Source organism: Pseudomonas sp. AL03 (assembly GCF_029960815.1).
In the GTDB taxonomy this organism is placed as follows: Bacteria; Pseudomonadota; Gammaproteobacteria; order Pseudomonadales; family Pseudomonadaceae; genus Aquipseudomonas.
The window spans coordinates 1-14,739 of record NZ_JASBRE010000022.1; the positions used below are offsets into that span (position 1 = coordinate 1).

Sequence of the window (14,739 nt, forward strand, 5' to 3'; positions counted from 1 at the left end):
CGCATGCCGAAGCGTTCAAACTCGCCAAGTACCAGGGCGCCACACCCGACTTCACCGCCCACAGTCGCGCCAGTGACGAGGCAGACCGCCGTTACTACGCTCGCCAACATTTCAAGGTCGCGCCCGACGATTTCGTCGAACGTCACCTCGATACCTTGATGAAACTCGGCCAAGAGCAAAACAAACGCATCGTGGATGTGCTTGAAGGTTCCAATTTCAGTGGCAAACGCGGGGTCAACGATTTCATCGACCGGCCGGCCATGGACGCTGCGCTGTTTCAGCATCGCGACGACCTCAGCCGCTGGAACCGATTGCTTGAGCGCATCACCGCCGACCGCACCCTGCTGGTGTGTGCCGGTCGCTTCCATCGCTCGGCCTGGTATTACGACGCGCTGGATCAACAGCAGCTCCACCAAGCGTTCACCGCCGAATACGCCTGTCTCAAGGACATCTGCCGCAGTGACCACGCGAGCGAAATCTTGCTCGGTTATCTGGAGAAACACCCTGAACTGACCCGGCCACTGTTCTACACCTTGCCCCTGCGTCTTCAGCCAGAACGGGCCGCGCAATACGCCACGCTGTTCAACGCCGGCATGGGGGTGTTCAACAACCTGCCGCACTGGCTGGGCGAGCTGCAGAAAATCGAACAAGCGCACCTGCCGGCCCTCGACGACCTGCCCGAACATACCCGCGCCGTCGCGGACGCAGCGCAGCACAGCCTCAGCCCGGCGCTGAACCTGGGTCTGAGCCGGGCGCTGGAAGGGTTCGATCTGGCGGCAGAGAAAATCCCCGATCTCGACGAACTGTTCCGGCGCCTGCCCAAAGCCTTGTCGGGGCGGCTACTCGATGCGGCGAAAACCACCGGGGTGACCTTTACTGTCGCCAGCCCGGCAGAACACGCGGCGTTGCAAACCAACCTCAAGGAACTGCTCAGGGAGCGCGACTACCTGAAAACCCTGACCCGTGAACGTAACCAGCTCACCCACAACAAAAACCGCCAGGGGCACAAGACGCCACGGGCGGTGGAGTTGCAGGGCGAGATCGTGCGGGTGCGTGGGCAGTTGACGCAGCTCGAAGGCCGGTTGGCCGGGGCGCTGAGCCCGATTGCGGAGCTGCCGGATCAGTCGGCGCGCCTGTACGGCGCGACGCCGGCTCGGGCGGGGGTGACGGTGGTGTTTCCGCCGGCACAGCAGTTGGAGGTGCGAAGTTTGTTGAAGGACATTCGGTTGGGGGTTCAGAGTGTGCCGAATGGGAAGTTGATTAGAAGCGAGGGGATGGGGTTGTTGGTGTTTTTGGTGCAGGGGGTGAATTTGGTAGGGGTAGCTAGGGAAACGTTTAGCCAGTCACGGGATCACCGTAAGTTGGCGCCGTTGATCAACTCGGCCCTTTCTACGGGTGCAGCTGGATTCACGGCTGCACAGAGCCTGGCTGATACGGCCTTGAAGGCGCGTAGTACACAGCTAGTTGCCGGACTTCAACACCACGCCTTGCAGAATGTGCATGTGCAGATGGGGAAGATGCATGTTGGACTGGGTTTCTTTACTTACCTTTTTGGTTTTGCATCATCACTGTCCAGCCTCAATTCCCAACAGCAGAAATGGCAGCAGGCGACGCGTACCGGAGATCGCTCGGCACAAACTAGTGCGGCGTTTGCCACCCTGGGTGCAGGCGGCATGACGGTTGCTAATGCCTATGGCTTGGGTCACACCTTGCACGCGGGGTATACCGTAGCGATTGCCAGAAACGCTGCAGCAAGAACGGCTGCTTGGGCTGCTGCGGGGACAAGGCTATCCACCGTATTCTTCCGGTTCAATCTGGCCGGAGCCCTGTTCACCATTTTGGAACTGGGTGGAACCTGGCTGTACAACCGCTACAACATCAGTGCTCATGATAAATGGCTGAAAACCACACCTTGGAGCCTGGACACTGATCATCGTGGCGACCATACCCTGGATGAATATCAGCGTTATCTGGCCTATTTGCTCAACGCCCCGTACGCGCAACTGGGCCCGAATGAGCATGACTCGTGGCTGAAAAACTTTCTGCTAAAAGCCAGGCCCAGCGACATTCACCTGGTGCTGCCAAGGCTCAAGCTCAGTGATTTCCAGCCACCATTGAGTGGACAACCGGCTCATCGCCTTGGGATCGGCGCCCACCGCATTGCCATTCCTCTCCACAGTCGCGGCGCACCCCGAGAACGCAAGGACATCATCAGTGAGGAAGTCGCAAACAGCCTGCGCATCGTACAAACAGGACCCGACCGGTTTGTGTTATGCCTGCAATATCCCGTGGATCCTGATGCCGAATTTACCCCAGCGTCCGAAACACTGGAGCTGGCCGTCTGCGTACAGACCTTGAACGCCAAGGGGGTGTGGGAATCGCTGACTGACGTTATTCACCTCAACCCGCGCGGTAAGGGTCATTTCCCTGCGTTACCTCGTCAATCCGTTACCGAGCATCCACCGTTGTTGCTGGTTGAAACCCATCTGCTGGAGCTGGCCGACCATGCCCACCAAGATTGAAAGCTCCCTGCCTGGACCGCACCTTGAGCAGTCCCGCAAAGCAGGCGATGTCCAACCGTTTCCCAGCGGAAGAATCACTTATCTCGCGCCGTTGCCACTGCCGACACCGCTGCCGCCGCTTGGCCCTCATATCGGGGAACTAAATGATGTGTACATGGACTTCGGGGTGGGTTCGCCTCAAGTGTTTATGTGGCAGATAACATTGGGTGGGCCATTCAGCGGTGCCTTTATGATTGCATTCATTTTCCCGCCAATGATTGGCTGCCTCGGTCTCATGTTCGGATATGACCTTGCATACACATGGGAGTTTGTCGTTGACTTTTTTTTTGCCATATCCGAATACGCCATATTAGGAGGGGTTTCTAGCTTATTAATCGGCCTCGCCGTCTGGCACCACAACCATAAAAAACGTCTCCAAATCATCCCCACCCGCTTCAACCGCCAACGCCGCGAAGTCTGCTTCATGCCCGAAGACGCCACCGAACCCGTCTTCGTCCCCTGGGAATCCCTATCCGCCTGGGTCATCGAAGCCCAGGGCGCCACCCAATACGGCATCCACCGCCAATACGGCATGGGCATCGGTTGCCAGCACGGCGAGACCCTGACCAGCGTCGAATTTCCCTGCTTCGGTCTTTCCCTGGCCATCAGCCACTGGGAAGCCATCCGCGGCTACATGGAATACGAAATCCACGACCTCAAATCCATCCAGGATCCGCTAGACCTGCAAGGCCCGAACGACCCGCCCCACGAAGGCCTGCACACCTTCCACAACGCCCGCGCGCGTATGCATCAGCAAATCCGCGACGGCCAACGTGGTCGAGTGTCCGGCTTCTTCTGGTACCTGTACCACGTGATGACGCTGTGGACGATTCCCAACCACCTGACCGAATGGGAAGTCCGCCGCCTTCAGAAAATGGCCCCGCACGCCTTGCCCGAAGCGATGCGTCTATGGTCCGAACCATTACCGAAGGAACAATGGGCGAAACCGAGTGAAGAACTGCTGCGTCTTAGCGAACAGGTCCGACAGCTACACAAACGCCAACCTCGCCGACCGATTACCGAGATTTTTGCTGAAGTACAGCAATTGAATCCGACCGGCAAACGTCGCGCATGATGGGTGCATACATGCAGACCTTGAACACCAACGGTGCATGGGTTTCTCGCAATCGTGTCATTCGCATCAACCCCCGGGTTGCCGCCGCTCTATCCAAAATGATGCCGGCCAAGGTCACGATTGCAGGCATACAGCGCCTGTGCGCGGGGCAACACCTAGCCGGTCATCATCAGGTTTCGGACACCAACAGCTCGCTGTTGAGATGAAACTCGGCGTCCAGATGAATGGCCTGTAAAAAAGCGCTGTCGTGAGAGACGACGATCAATGCCCCTTGGTACTGATTGAGCATCTGCTCCAGCGCAATTTTACTGGGCAAGTCCAAATGGTTGTCCGGTTCGTCCAGCAACAGCAATTGCGGTGGTCGCTGTGCATATAACTGCGCCGCCAGTGCTATTTTCAGGCGTTCGCCACCGCTCAATTGGCAGGTCTTGAGCATCGCACGATCCGCGTCAATCCCCATCTGGGCCAGGCGGGTCCGCGCCTCGGCCTCGGGCAACTCCGGATTACTCTCGTAGAGCCATTGCACCGCCGTGCGTTCGGGGTACTATAATCCGGCGTGTTGATCCAGCCAGCCGACCTGGCAACTGCGGATGAGTTCGCCTTCGCGCACCGGCAGTTGGCCGGCGATCACTCGCAACAGGGTCGACTTGCCGCTGCCGTTGGCGCCCAGGATTGCCATGCGCATAGGCCCCGTCAGCGTCAGATTGAGCGGCGCCGCGTAACCGAACGGGAGAATGACGTCGTTGAGCTGCACAATCAGCTTGCCATTGGGCACTACGCTTTCCGGAGACAACATCATGCGTTGAATGTCCGGCGCACACCGCGCACGGGCCTCGGCGATACGTTGTTGTTGCTGCTCCCGGCCCACCTGTTGATTGAGGCGCAATTTTCCCTGACTGTTTTCACTGCGCTCTTTCTGGGCATTGGTGATCAGTTTGGTCTGATTGCCGTCGCGGGCCTGACGGTCGCCGCGCGCATTCCGCCGTTGCTGACGCTCCATCTGCACGGCCATCTCACGTTGCTCGCGCTTGGCCTGCGCCCGCTCACCTTGCAATGCCGACTGGAACGACTGCTGTTCTTGCTCGCGTGCCGCCGCATACTGACTGTAGTTGCCGCCATAAACCCCCAGCCCCAAGGGTGAAAGCTCGACAATTTCGTTCACGTGCTCCAGAAGGCCCCGGTCGTGGCTGATCAACACCAGGCCGTTGGGCCAGCGATCGATCTGCTGCGCAAGACTGTGTTGCTGATCAATATCCAGGTGATTACTGGGCTCATCCAGAATGAGCCAGTCGGCCCTGGATAACCACGCCCCCAGCAGCGCCACCCGTTGCCGTTCGCCACCACTGAGTGCGTCGGTGCGCGCGTCGGCGTTCAAATGACCCAGGCCGATCTGCTGCAGTTGCGCCTCAAGGCGTGTGGCGCAATCCCATTGATCGACCGCCAGCGCATGGTCGTCATCGTCGACGCTGCCTTGGGCAATGCGATCCAGCGCCGCCAGAATAGGGGCGACCCCGGCAATCGCGGCAACGCTGGGATAGCGCTCGGGTTCCAGTAACTGCGCCACGGCGTAAACCCGGCCTTCGCGACGGACGATGCCGCTGGTGGGCAGTTGCTCCCCCGTCAGGAGTCGGCCAAGCAAGGACTTGCCACAGCCATTGGCGCCCACGATGCCGGTGGCCCTGGTACTGAAGGTGTGGTTCAAGTGATCGAACAGAACGCGCCCGTCGGGCAGGTTGTACGACACTTGATCAAGTTGAAGTAACCGTTGAGTCATGACGTCTCCTTAACTATTCAAAACTCCCTGGTGTTGCGCAACAGCGTCCGCCTCGTCACCTCGGCCGCGGTCTACCATACTGAGGCCCCGTCCAATCGATAAGCAATCTTTCAAGGCTTTCAGCATCCCCGGTCTTTTGCCAGTAAACTCCCTCCCCTTTAGCCGCCATCATTTCCCACGCGGCCATTACCTAATTTCCTACGGAGTTCGCCTTGCGTCTGTTTCACACCTCCGACTGGCACCTTGGACAAAACCTGCACGGCCAGGAACGCGATTTCGAACACGGCTGTTTCCTTGAATGGCTGTTGCGTCAGCTGAAGCTCGACCAGCCTGATGTGCTGCTGATCGCCGGCGATATCTTCGACACGGTCAACCCGCCGGTTAAAGCCCAGGAACGCCTCTACGATTTCATCGTCAGTGCCCACGAACAACAGCCGAAGCTGACCATCGTGATGATCGCCGGCAACCACGATTCCGGCTCGCGGATCGAACTGCCCGCGCCGTTGATGCGGCGTTTGCGCACGCATGCGCTGGGCCGTGTGCTGTGGCTGGATGACGGTCAACTCGACGCCGAACGCTTGTTGCTGCCATTGCCGGATGCCAAGGGCAAAACCGTCGCCTGGTGCCTGGCGCTGCCGTTCCTGCGACCCGCCGAAGTGACCGGCGCGCATTTGGGCGACAACTACCTGCGCGGCATCGGTCAGGTTCACGAGTGGCTGATCGAAGCGGCCAATGCCAAACGCCAGCCAGGCCAGGCGCTGATCGCCATCAGCCACGCGCACATGGCCGGCGGTTCGGTGTCGGAAGATTCCGAGCGCAGCCTGATCATCGGCAACGCCGAAGCGCTGCCCGCCAGCCTGTTCGGGCCGAGCATCAGTTACGTCGCCCTCGGTCATTTGCACAAACCGCAGAAGGTCAACGGTGAAGAGCGCATCCGCTACAGCGGCTCGCCGATTCCGTTGTCGTTCTCTGAGATCGGCTATCAACACCAGATTCTCGACATCAAACTCGAGGGCGAAACCCTCGTCAGCGTCGAACCCAAACTGATCCCCCGGGCAGTGAATCTGCAACGCATCGGTCCCGCGCCACTGGCGGAAATCCTGCTGCAACTGGCCGACCTGCCGAACATCGACCTGCTGGCCGATATCCAGCGCCAGCCGTGGCTGGAAGTTCGGGTGCGTCTAGATGAGCCGCAACCCGACTTGCGTCATCAAGTCGAAACCGCCCTGCAAGGCAAAGCCGTGCGCCTGGTGCGGATCGCCGCTGAATACGCCGGCAACGGCAGCCGCGAGGGACTCGATGACGGCACGACCTTGATCGAACTCGACCAGCTCACACCTCAGGAACTGTTCAGCCGCGCCTGGCTGGACAACTACGGCAGCGAGGTCGATGAGCAAACGCTCAAGGACTTCGCCGAGCTGTTGCAAGACGTGCAGATGGAGAGCGAACAACCATGAAGATCCTCGCGATCCGCCTGAAAAACCTCGCCTCATTGGCCGGGCCTTTTGAAATCGACTTTACCGCGGAACCGCTGGCCAGCGCTGGGCTGTTCGCGATCACCGGGCCAACCGGCGCCGGCAAAAGCACCTTGCTCGACGCCTTGTGCCTGGCGCTGTTCGGCGCTGTGCCTCGGCTGAGCTCTGCTCAGGTGTCTGCCAAAGCGCCGGACGCCGACGGCGAGATCAGCACGGGCGATCCCCGCACGCTGCTGCGTCGCGGCACGGGCGAAGGCTATGCCGAAGTAGATTTCGTTGGCATCGATGGCCGGCGCTACCGCGCTCGCTGGGAAGCTAATCGCGCCCGGGAGAAGGCCGGCGGCAAGCTGCAAGCCAGCCGTCAGAGTTTGCGCGACATCGATCTGGATCAACTGCTAGCCAGTCAGAAAGTCGAATTCAAAACCCAGCTCGAAGCCGTACTGGGCCTGAACTTCGAACAGTTCACCCGAGCCGTGCTGCTGGCCCAAAGCGAGTTCAGTGCCTTCCTCAAGGCTAACGACAACGAACGCAGCGAACTGCTGGAAAAACTCACCGACACTGCGCTGTATACGCGCCTCGGTCGCCGGGCTTTCGACAAAACCAAAGAGGCTCGCGAAGCCCACAAGCTGCTGCAGGACCAGGCCACCGGGGTCACGCCTTTGTTGCCAGAAGCCCGGGCGGAACTCGATGAACGCTTCAACGAGGCTCAGCAACAACTCAAGACCCAGCAAGCGCAACTCAAGCAATTAGAACTGCAACACACCTGGCTCAAGGACCTGCGTCAATTACAGGACGAGCAACAGAGCGCCACCGAGCAGCTGCAATCGGCCCAACAGCATTGGGACGGTCTGGCGGGTGAACGCCTGAAGCTGACCCGGCTTGAGCAACTGGCCCCGCAACGGCACCAGTTCGCCCGCAAGACCGAACTCACCGCCCAGCTCAAACCACTGACCGCGCAGATTTCGCAACACACCCAACAGCAAACCGAACTGAGCCAGCGCCAGGCTCAGCTCGAACTAAGCCTGGGCGCTGCGCAGACCGCGCTGGTCGAGGCCCAAAGCCAACACACCTCAAGCGCTCCGCTGCTTCGTCAGGCCTTCGAAGAGCAAAGCACCGTCGCCCGCCTGGTCAAAGACGTCGGCCTCAGTGCCGACCTCAAGCAGCAGGCGGAACTAGCCTGCACTCAGGGCCAAAGCACGATTCAAGGCGTGCTCGACCAGCAAAAGCAGGTCGCGTCACGCCTGGAACAAATCGCCACGGCGCTTGAGCAAAGCACCCCTCTGGCGCCGTTGAGCAATGCCTGGAACGCCTACCGCGATCGTCTGCAACAGCTGATGCTGGTGGGTAATCGTCTGAACAAGGGTCAGGCCGAACTGGCCGCCCTGGAACACAGCGCCGCTCGCGCTGCCGAGGATCTGTCCACCCAGCGCCAGAGCCTTGAAGTGCTGTACAAAGAGGCCGGCGCAGAACCGGAAGCGGTGGCCGAGCAGATCCAGATTCTCGGTAGCCTGTTGCAAGACAACCGCAAGCAACAGCGGGCCTTTGAAGAGCTGACGCGACTGTGGGCCAGTCAGCAGGAACTGGACAAACGCGCGTCCGAACTCCAGCAGCGCCAGCTGACCGCTCAGCAAGAACGTGAGCGTCTGACCCAGGACGGTGTGAAAGCCAAGAACGAATTGGCCGTGGCCGAACAGACGCTGACCGTCACCCGCGAACTGCTGGAACGCCAGCGTCTGGCCCGCAGCGCCAGCGTCGAAGAACTGCGCGAGCAGTTACAGGACGATCAGCCGTGCCCGGTCTGTGGCAGTCCCGACCATCCCTATCATCAGCCCGAAGCCCTGCTGCAAAGCCTTGGTCGGCATGATGAAAGCGAACAGGCCAACGCCCAGAAAGCCGTCGACCTGTTGAAAGAAAAACTTACTGACCTGCGCACTGAAGTGGGCGGCGTGATTGCTCAGCAAAAAGAGTTGCTGCAACAGCAAGAACAACTCGCGACCCAGCAGCAGAGCCTGGCGCCGAGCCTTGAAGCACATCCGTTGTCTGCGCAGTTGCTAACCCACGATGCGCTCAAACGCGATGCCTGGCTGGCGCAGCAAAGCAACCAGTTGAATCAAAGCATTACCCAGGACGAACAACGGCAAACCGCCCTGCTCACCCTGCAACAGGACGCCGCGCGCCTTCAACAGCAACTGCGTAGCGCTGAAGCGGCGAGCCAGCAAGCGTCCCAGCACTTGGTCAACCAGCAACGTGAGTTGAGCAGTGATCGCCAGCGCCTGGACGAGGAGTTGACGGCGTTCAGCACCCTGCTCCCTGCCGATACGCTGCAAGCCTTGCGCAACGAACCGGCCGCGACCTTCATGCAACTGGATCGGCAGATCGCCCAGCGTCTGGAGCAGCTCGACCAGCAACGCGATGAACTCAGCGAACAGCAACAACGGCAACAGACGCTGGAGAAAGAACAGGACCGCCAACTCACGCGTGTCCAGCACTTGGAAACGGCCCGACAGCAGTTCACCGCCCTCGCCGACCAGCAACAGGCCTGCCAGCAAAAGATGACGCAATTGCTCGGCAAACACACCAGCGCCGAGCAGTGGCAGCAACAACTGGATCAAGCCGTTGAACAGGCGCGTAATGCCGAAACAACGGCCAATCAGGAACTGCAAACCGTGCGCACGCGGCGGGTGCAACTGGGCGCCGAGCTCAAGGCTCAGCAAGACCGCTCGCAGGCACTGCAAACCGAAGATCGCGAGCTGAGCGGCAAGATTGCCGACTGGCGCGCCTTGCATCCGGAACTGGATGACGGTGGCTTGGAAGATCTGCTGAGCGTCAATGATCAACAGGTCAGCGAGTTGCGCCAGCAGTTGCAGCACAGCGAAAAAGCCATTGAGCAGGCCAACGTGCTGCTGCAGGAGCGGGATCAACGCTTGCTCAGCCATCAGGCCCAGCACAATGGCAACCTCGACGCCGAACAACTGGCGACCGCGCTCACCGACCTGCAAACCCTGTCCGCTGCCATCGAACACCGTTGCGCCGAACTGCGCGCCGAACAGGCCGAGGATCAGCGCCGGCAAAACGCCAATCAGGCTCTCGCGCAGCGGATCGCCGACGCCTACACCGAGTACCAGCGCTGGGCACGTTTGAATGCATTGATTGGTTCGGCCACGGGCGACACTTTCCGCAAGATCGCGCAAGCCTACAACCTCGACCTGCTGGTGCATCACGCCAACGTTCAGTTGCGGCAACTGGTGCGGCGCTATCGCCTGAAACGCGGCGGCAGCATGCTCGGGTTGTTGGTGATGGACACCGAGATGGGTGATGAACTGCGTTCGGTGCATTCGCTGTCCGGCGGTGAGACATTCCTCGTGTCGCTGGCCCTGGCCTTGGGCCTGGCATCAATGGCGTCGAGCACACTGAAAATTGAATCGCTGTTCATCGACGAAGGCTTTGGCAGCCTTGATCCGGAATCTCTGCAACTGGCCATGGACGCCTTGGATGGCTTGCAAGCGCAGGGACGAAAAGTCGCGGTGATTTCACACGTGCAGGAAATGCATGAGCGGATTCCGGTGCAGATTCAGGTCCGCCGTCAGGGCAACGGCCTGAGTACCCTGGAGGTGAAATGAATACGCTGTATTCCTTCCGCCGCTGCCCCTACGCGATGCGGGCGCGCATGGCGCTGCGCTATTCAGGGGTTACGGTGAACATTGTTGAGGTCAGCCTCAAGGCCAAGCCTGCCGAAATGCTCGCGCTGTCGAGCAAAGGCACGGTGCCGGTGCTGAGCGTCGACGGTCAGGTGATCGATGAAAGCCTGGCGATCATGCACTGGGCTTTGGCGCAGAACGATCCAAAGGATTGGTTGCTCAAGGATGATCCTGTCGGGCAGCGACACATCGCCGGGCTGATCGAAGAAAACGATCAGGTGTTCAAGCTGCACCTGAATCGCTACAAGTACGCCGAACGCTATCCCGAGCAGCCGATGACGTTCTATCGTGCCGAGGGCGAGGTGTTTTTGCGCAGGCTCGAGGAGTTGCTGGAGGGACGCGACTACTTGCTTGCCGAGCATCCGAGTCTGGCGGACGTGGCGCTGATGCCGTTCGTGCGGCAATTCGCCCATGTAGATCGCGAGTGGTTCGGGCAGACGCCCTATCGGCGTTTGCAGGCCTGGTTGCAGCGGTTTCTGGCGTCGGAGTTATTTACTGGCGTGATGCAGAAATAACCGACTCACGCCAACACAACTCATCAACCGCTCGCGGGCCGCATCGGGCTCGTCTGGAACGGGCAACGCGTTATGCAGGAGCGACATCACTCAGGGTTTCTCGAAGCTTTCAGCTCGATCGGCGCAAGTGACTTCGCTCCTGCATAAAAGGTGCAGGGTTCAAATTTCAGGCTTGGGTCTTGTGATCCAGAGCCGCGTAAAAGTTGGCGCTCTGTTGCAGGTACTTCTGGGTGTAGCTTTGCGCGTGGGATTTTTTGTCGCTGATTTCAATGTTGGCGCTGGCTGGCAGAGCAACAGTGGCAGAGATAGCGGAAGCAGCGATTACGGAGAAGAGATTAAAGTTCATGGCGGTATTCCTCGGATTCAGTTGGCTTGTTTGCCCGGTGGGGCCGTGAAGCAAACTTAACCGTCAAGGTTGGCGCCTTGAAATCTTTTGTAGTATTAGCAGATATCAGCGTCATTAATAGAAGGATGCAGGCCCCATCAACCGGGGCCTGCGGCCTATTGACGCACCAGGAACTTGAGGTCGCTCGGGGCATCCATCGGCAGTTTTTGCACGGTTTTACCCAGCAAACCGCTCTTGGCATCGCGCTCGACGACAACAATCTGGTTACTTTTCTGGTTGGCGATCAACACGAACTTGCCACTCGGGTCGAGGCAGAACTCACGCGGGTGATCGCCCTCCACGGCCCGTCGCTGAAGTTCTTTGAGGTGGCCGGTCGCAGGATCGATGGCGAACACCAGCAGCTGATTGGCGGTGCCACGGTTGCTGACGTAAAGGAACTTGCCATCCTGCGACGCGTGAAGCGCAGCGGCTGCCTTGTCCGAAGTGGGTTGACCCGTCGCCAATTCGACCATTTGCGTTTGCTCGAGTTTGCCGTCCTTGTAGTCGAACACCGCGACCTGCGCGCTCATTTCCATGATCAACCACGCGTGTTTGCCATCGGCGCTGAACAGCAAATGACGCGGCCCGCTGCCGGGTGGCAACTGGACGGACGCCGGTGTAGCGGCGGTCAATGGCAGTTCCGGGTTGGCCTTGGGGTCGAAGCGGTAGACAAAGACCTTGTCGGCGCCCAAGTCATTGGAGAACACATACTTGCCGTCCGGCGACGAAACCGTCGAATGCACGTGCGCCGACATCTGCCGCTCGGGATTAACCCGGCTGGACGGATGGCTGCTCATCTGCACCACCGAATTGAGCTGGCCTTCGGCGCCCACCGGCAACACCGCCAGGGTGCCACCCGGATCTTCAGCCACCGAATAGTTGCTGACAAACAGGTGACTGGCTTCAAGGCTGAGGCTCGAATGAGTCGGCTCGTTGCCCAGGCTCTGCACCTGATTGATCGGGCTCAGCGCATGGGTTTTGGGATCGATCGCATAGCTGCTGACGCGCCCTACAGGATCGGTCTGTCCCGGGCCGTTTTCGTTGACCACGAAAAGGTGACGCTGATCCTTGGACAGGGTCAGCCAGGACGGGTTTTCACTCTTGACCACTTGCAGCGGCTTGGCATTGATCTGCCCGGTGGCGGCGTCGAAGTTCAGGCGATAAATCCCTTGGCTCTGACCGGCCGTGTAGGAACCGACCAGCAACTGATAGACCTCGGCCGACGCGGCCTGAACGCCCATCGCACCGACGCTGCCGGCGATCAACAGCGGCCAGAGCTTACGCATCCTCTTTCGCTTCTTCCTCGTCGTCACCACCGCGGAACGCGGTCATGCACACCAGCCGGTGTTCGCCGGAATCACCGGTGATGACCCAGCTTTGCAGGGTTGGATCGAAGGTCGCTGCCTGAATCTGCGCCGGGGTAAACTCCCAGTGCTTGGCTGCCCGGCCGTCCATGCATTCGATGTGCAGGTTGTCGAACTCATCAAGGGAGAATTCGAAGGCGTGCAGCCCGTCGATTTCCACCATGTCACAGTGTTCGAGTGTGTAGAGCAAGGTGTCGGTAGCGGCAGTCATGGCAGTAATCTTTGAATGGGAAAAACGCAATGATAGCTCATCACACCGCAATGATCGTTCCCACGCTCTGCGTGGGAACGATCAGTCAGCGGATCACAGCGCGTCGCGCAAGGGTTGGCCGTCCACCAAGCGCTGGATTCGCAACGGATTGCCATTCTTCAACGCATCCGGCAGCAAACTGTCGGGGTAGTTCTGGAAGCACACCGGGCGCAGGAAACGGTCGATGGCCAAGGTGCCCACCGACGTGCCCCGAGCATCGGAAGTTGCCGGATACGGCCCACCGTGGACCATCGAGTCGCAGACTTCCACGCCAGTCGGATAACCGTTGAGCAGGATCCGTCCGACCTTCTGTTCCAGCAATGGCGTCAGCTCGCCGAATTGCTCGAAGTCCGCCGGCTCGCCAATGATCGTCGCCGTCAGCTGCCCGTGCAGGCCGTTCAACGCGGCACTGAGTTGTGCCGTATTGGCAACTTCTACGAACACCGTGGTCGGGCCGAACACTTCTTCCTGCAGCACTTCATCGCCATTGATCAACAGGCTGACATCGGCTTTGAACAGTTGCGGCTGGGCCTGATTGCCCTGCTGTGCCTGACCGGTCAGATGCTTGATGCCCGGATGAGCGAGTAGTTTTTGCAGACCTTTGCCATAGCTGCTCAAGGTCCCGGCATTGAGCATGGTTTGCGCGGGTTGATCGCCCATCAGTCCAGCCACCTGTTGCACAAACGCGCTGAACTGCGGCGAACGAATACCGATGACCAGACCCGGATTGGTACAGAACTGACCGCAGCCTTGAACCACCGAGGCCGTCAGGTCCCGAGCGACAGTTTCTGACCGAATCTCAAGCGCCTGCGGCAAAACGATCACCGGGTTGATGCTCGACATCTCGGCGAACACCGGGATTGGCTGCGCACGTGCAGCGGCCATGTCGCACAACGCACGTCCGCCCTTCAGCGAGCCGGTAAAGCCAACCGCCTGAATTGCCGGATGCTTGACCAGCGCTTCGCCAACCCCACCACCGTAGATCATGTTGAACACGCCGGCGGGCATGCCGGTTTTTTTCACCGCGCGAATGATCGCGTTCGCTACTTGTTCGGCCGTTGCCATGTGACCGCTGTGGGCCTTGAACACCACCGGGCAACCGGCGGCCAACGCCGACGCGGTGTCGCCGCCAGCCGTGGAGAACGCTAAAGGAAAGTTACTGGCGCCAAACACGGCAACCGGTCCGAGGCCGATGCGGTACTGACGCAAGTCCGGACGCGGCAACGGTTTGCGCTCAGGCAACGCCTGATCGATCCGCGCACCGTAGAAATCACCGCGACGCAGCACGTTGGCGAACAGACGCATCTGGCCGCTGGTGCGACCGCGTTCGCCTTGAATCCGTGCGGCGGGCAGCGCGGTTTCGCGGCAGACCACCGCAACAAAGTCATCGCCCAGCGCGTCCAGTTCATTGGCAACCGCATCGAGAAATTGCGCACGACGTTCGGCGCTCAAGCTGCGATACGTCGGATAAGCCGCGGCGGCAGCCTTGGCAGCGGCATCGACTTCTTCCGGGGTCGCCTGGGAGAAATAGTACGGCAACGCTTCGCCGGTGCTGGCGTCGACGCTCTGTAGTTTGAGCTGGCCGGCCGCACTGCGCTGACCGCCGATGTAGTTGTGACCAAGAATCTGGGGCATGGGTATC

Annotated in this window: 9 protein-coding genes and 1 pseudogene; 5 read left to right on the forward strand and 5 right to left on the reverse strand. The window is 59.9% G+C overall.

Going from position 1 to position 14,739, the window contains the following annotated elements:
* Positions 1-2,522: hypothetical protein (locus tag QK293_RS19965; protein ID WP_282380170.1), on the forward strand; the 2,522-nt coding region annotated here is incomplete at its 5' end.
* A complete protein-coding gene (locus tag QK293_RS19970) occupies positions 2,506-3,636 on the forward strand; it encodes a hypothetical protein (protein ID WP_282380172.1) in 1,131 nt (376 codons plus the stop codon). The genes QK293_RS19965 and QK293_RS19970, both read left to right, overlap by 17 nt.
* A 169-nt stretch (positions 3,637-3,805) precedes the next feature.
* Here the strand turns inward: QK293_RS19970 and QK293_RS19975 are convergent.
* Positions 3,806-5,410 (reverse strand): annotated as a pseudogene (locus tag QK293_RS19975) (ATP-binding cassette domain-containing protein).
* A 212-nt stretch (positions 5,411-5,622) separates the two neighbouring features.
* Here QK293_RS19975 and QK293_RS19980 point away from each other — a divergent pair.
* From QK293_RS19980 to QK293_RS19990, 3 genes are read left to right on the forward strand one after another with little or no spacing between them, the layout of a single operon-like run.
* Entirely contained in the window at positions 5,623-6,867 is a 1,245-nt protein-coding gene (locus tag QK293_RS19980) for an exonuclease SbcCD subunit D C-terminal domain-containing protein (protein ID WP_282380174.1), read from the forward strand.
* Positions 6,864-10,505 carry an SbcC/MukB-like Walker B domain-containing protein gene (locus QK293_RS19985; RefSeq protein WP_282380176.1) on the forward strand — a complete coding sequence of 1,214 codons (3,642 nt, stop codon included), beginning with the start codon at positions 6,864-6,866 and terminating at the stop codon, positions 10,503-10,505. Before QK293_RS19980 ends, QK293_RS19985 begins: the two co-directional genes overlap by 4 nt.
* Positions 10,502-11,098, forward strand: a complete 597-nt coding sequence (locus tag QK293_RS19990) for a glutathione S-transferase (protein ID WP_282380178.1) — start codon at positions 10,502-10,504, stop codon at positions 11,096-11,098. Before QK293_RS19985 ends, QK293_RS19990 begins: the two co-directional genes overlap by 4 nt.
* 166 nt (positions 11,099-11,264) lie before the next feature.
* Here the strand turns inward: QK293_RS19990 and QK293_RS19995 are convergent, their stop codons facing one another.
* The 4 genes from QK293_RS19995 to QK293_RS20010 form a co-directional block, all read right to left on the reverse strand.
* Entirely contained in the window at positions 11,265-11,444 is a 180-nt protein-coding gene (locus QK293_RS19995; protein ID WP_033054657.1) for a hypothetical protein, read from the reverse strand.
* Between the two features lie 155 nt (positions 11,445-11,599).
* Positions 11,600-12,769, reverse strand: coding sequence for a lactonase family protein (locus QK293_RS20000; protein ID WP_282380185.1), 1,170 nt, complete (start codon positions 12,767-12,769; stop codon positions 11,600-11,602).
* Entirely contained in the window at positions 12,762-13,058 is a 297-nt protein-coding gene (locus tag QK293_RS20005; protein ID WP_282380186.1) for a DUF5629 family protein, read from the reverse strand. The genes QK293_RS20000 and QK293_RS20005 overlap by 8 nt, the downstream gene beginning before the upstream one ends.
* 93 nt (positions 13,059-13,151) lie before the next feature.
* Positions 13,152-14,732, reverse strand: a complete 1,581-nt coding sequence (locus tag QK293_RS20010) for an aldehyde dehydrogenase (NADP(+)) (RefSeq protein ID WP_282380188.1) — start codon at positions 14,730-14,732, stop codon at positions 13,152-13,154.
* Positions 14,733-14,739 lie beyond the last annotated feature (7 nt).

What these genes read in the sequence shown, in the direction of transcription:
- QK293_RS19995 (WP_033054657.1), bottom strand. Translation starts at nt 11,444, where the DNA reads ATGAACTTTAATCTCTTCTCCGTAATCGCTGCTTCCGCTATCTCTGCC.
- QK293_RS19985 (WP_282380176.1), top strand. Translation starts at nt 6,864, where the DNA reads ATGAAGATCCTCGCGATCCGCCTGAAAAACCTCGCCTCATTGGCCGGG.
- QK293_RS20005 (WP_282380186.1), bottom strand. Translation starts at nt 13,058, where the DNA reads ATGACTGCCGCTACCGACACCTTGCTCTACACACTCGAACACTGTGAC.
- QK293_RS19990 (WP_282380178.1), top strand. Translation starts at nt 10,502, where the DNA reads ATGAATACGCTGTATTCCTTCCGCCGCTGCCCCTACGCGATGCGGGCG.
- QK293_RS20000 (WP_282380185.1), bottom strand. Translation starts at nt 12,769, where the DNA reads ATGCGTAAGCTCTGGCCGCTGTTGATCGCCGGCAGCGTCGGTGCGATG.
- QK293_RS20010 (WP_282380188.1), bottom strand. Translation starts at nt 14,732, where the DNA reads ATGCCCCAGATTCTTGGTCACAACTACATCGGCGGTCAGCGCAGTGCG.
- QK293_RS19970 (WP_282380172.1), top strand. Translation starts at nt 2,506, where the DNA reads ATGCCCACCAAGATTGAAAGCTCCCTGCCTGGACCGCACCTTGAGCAG.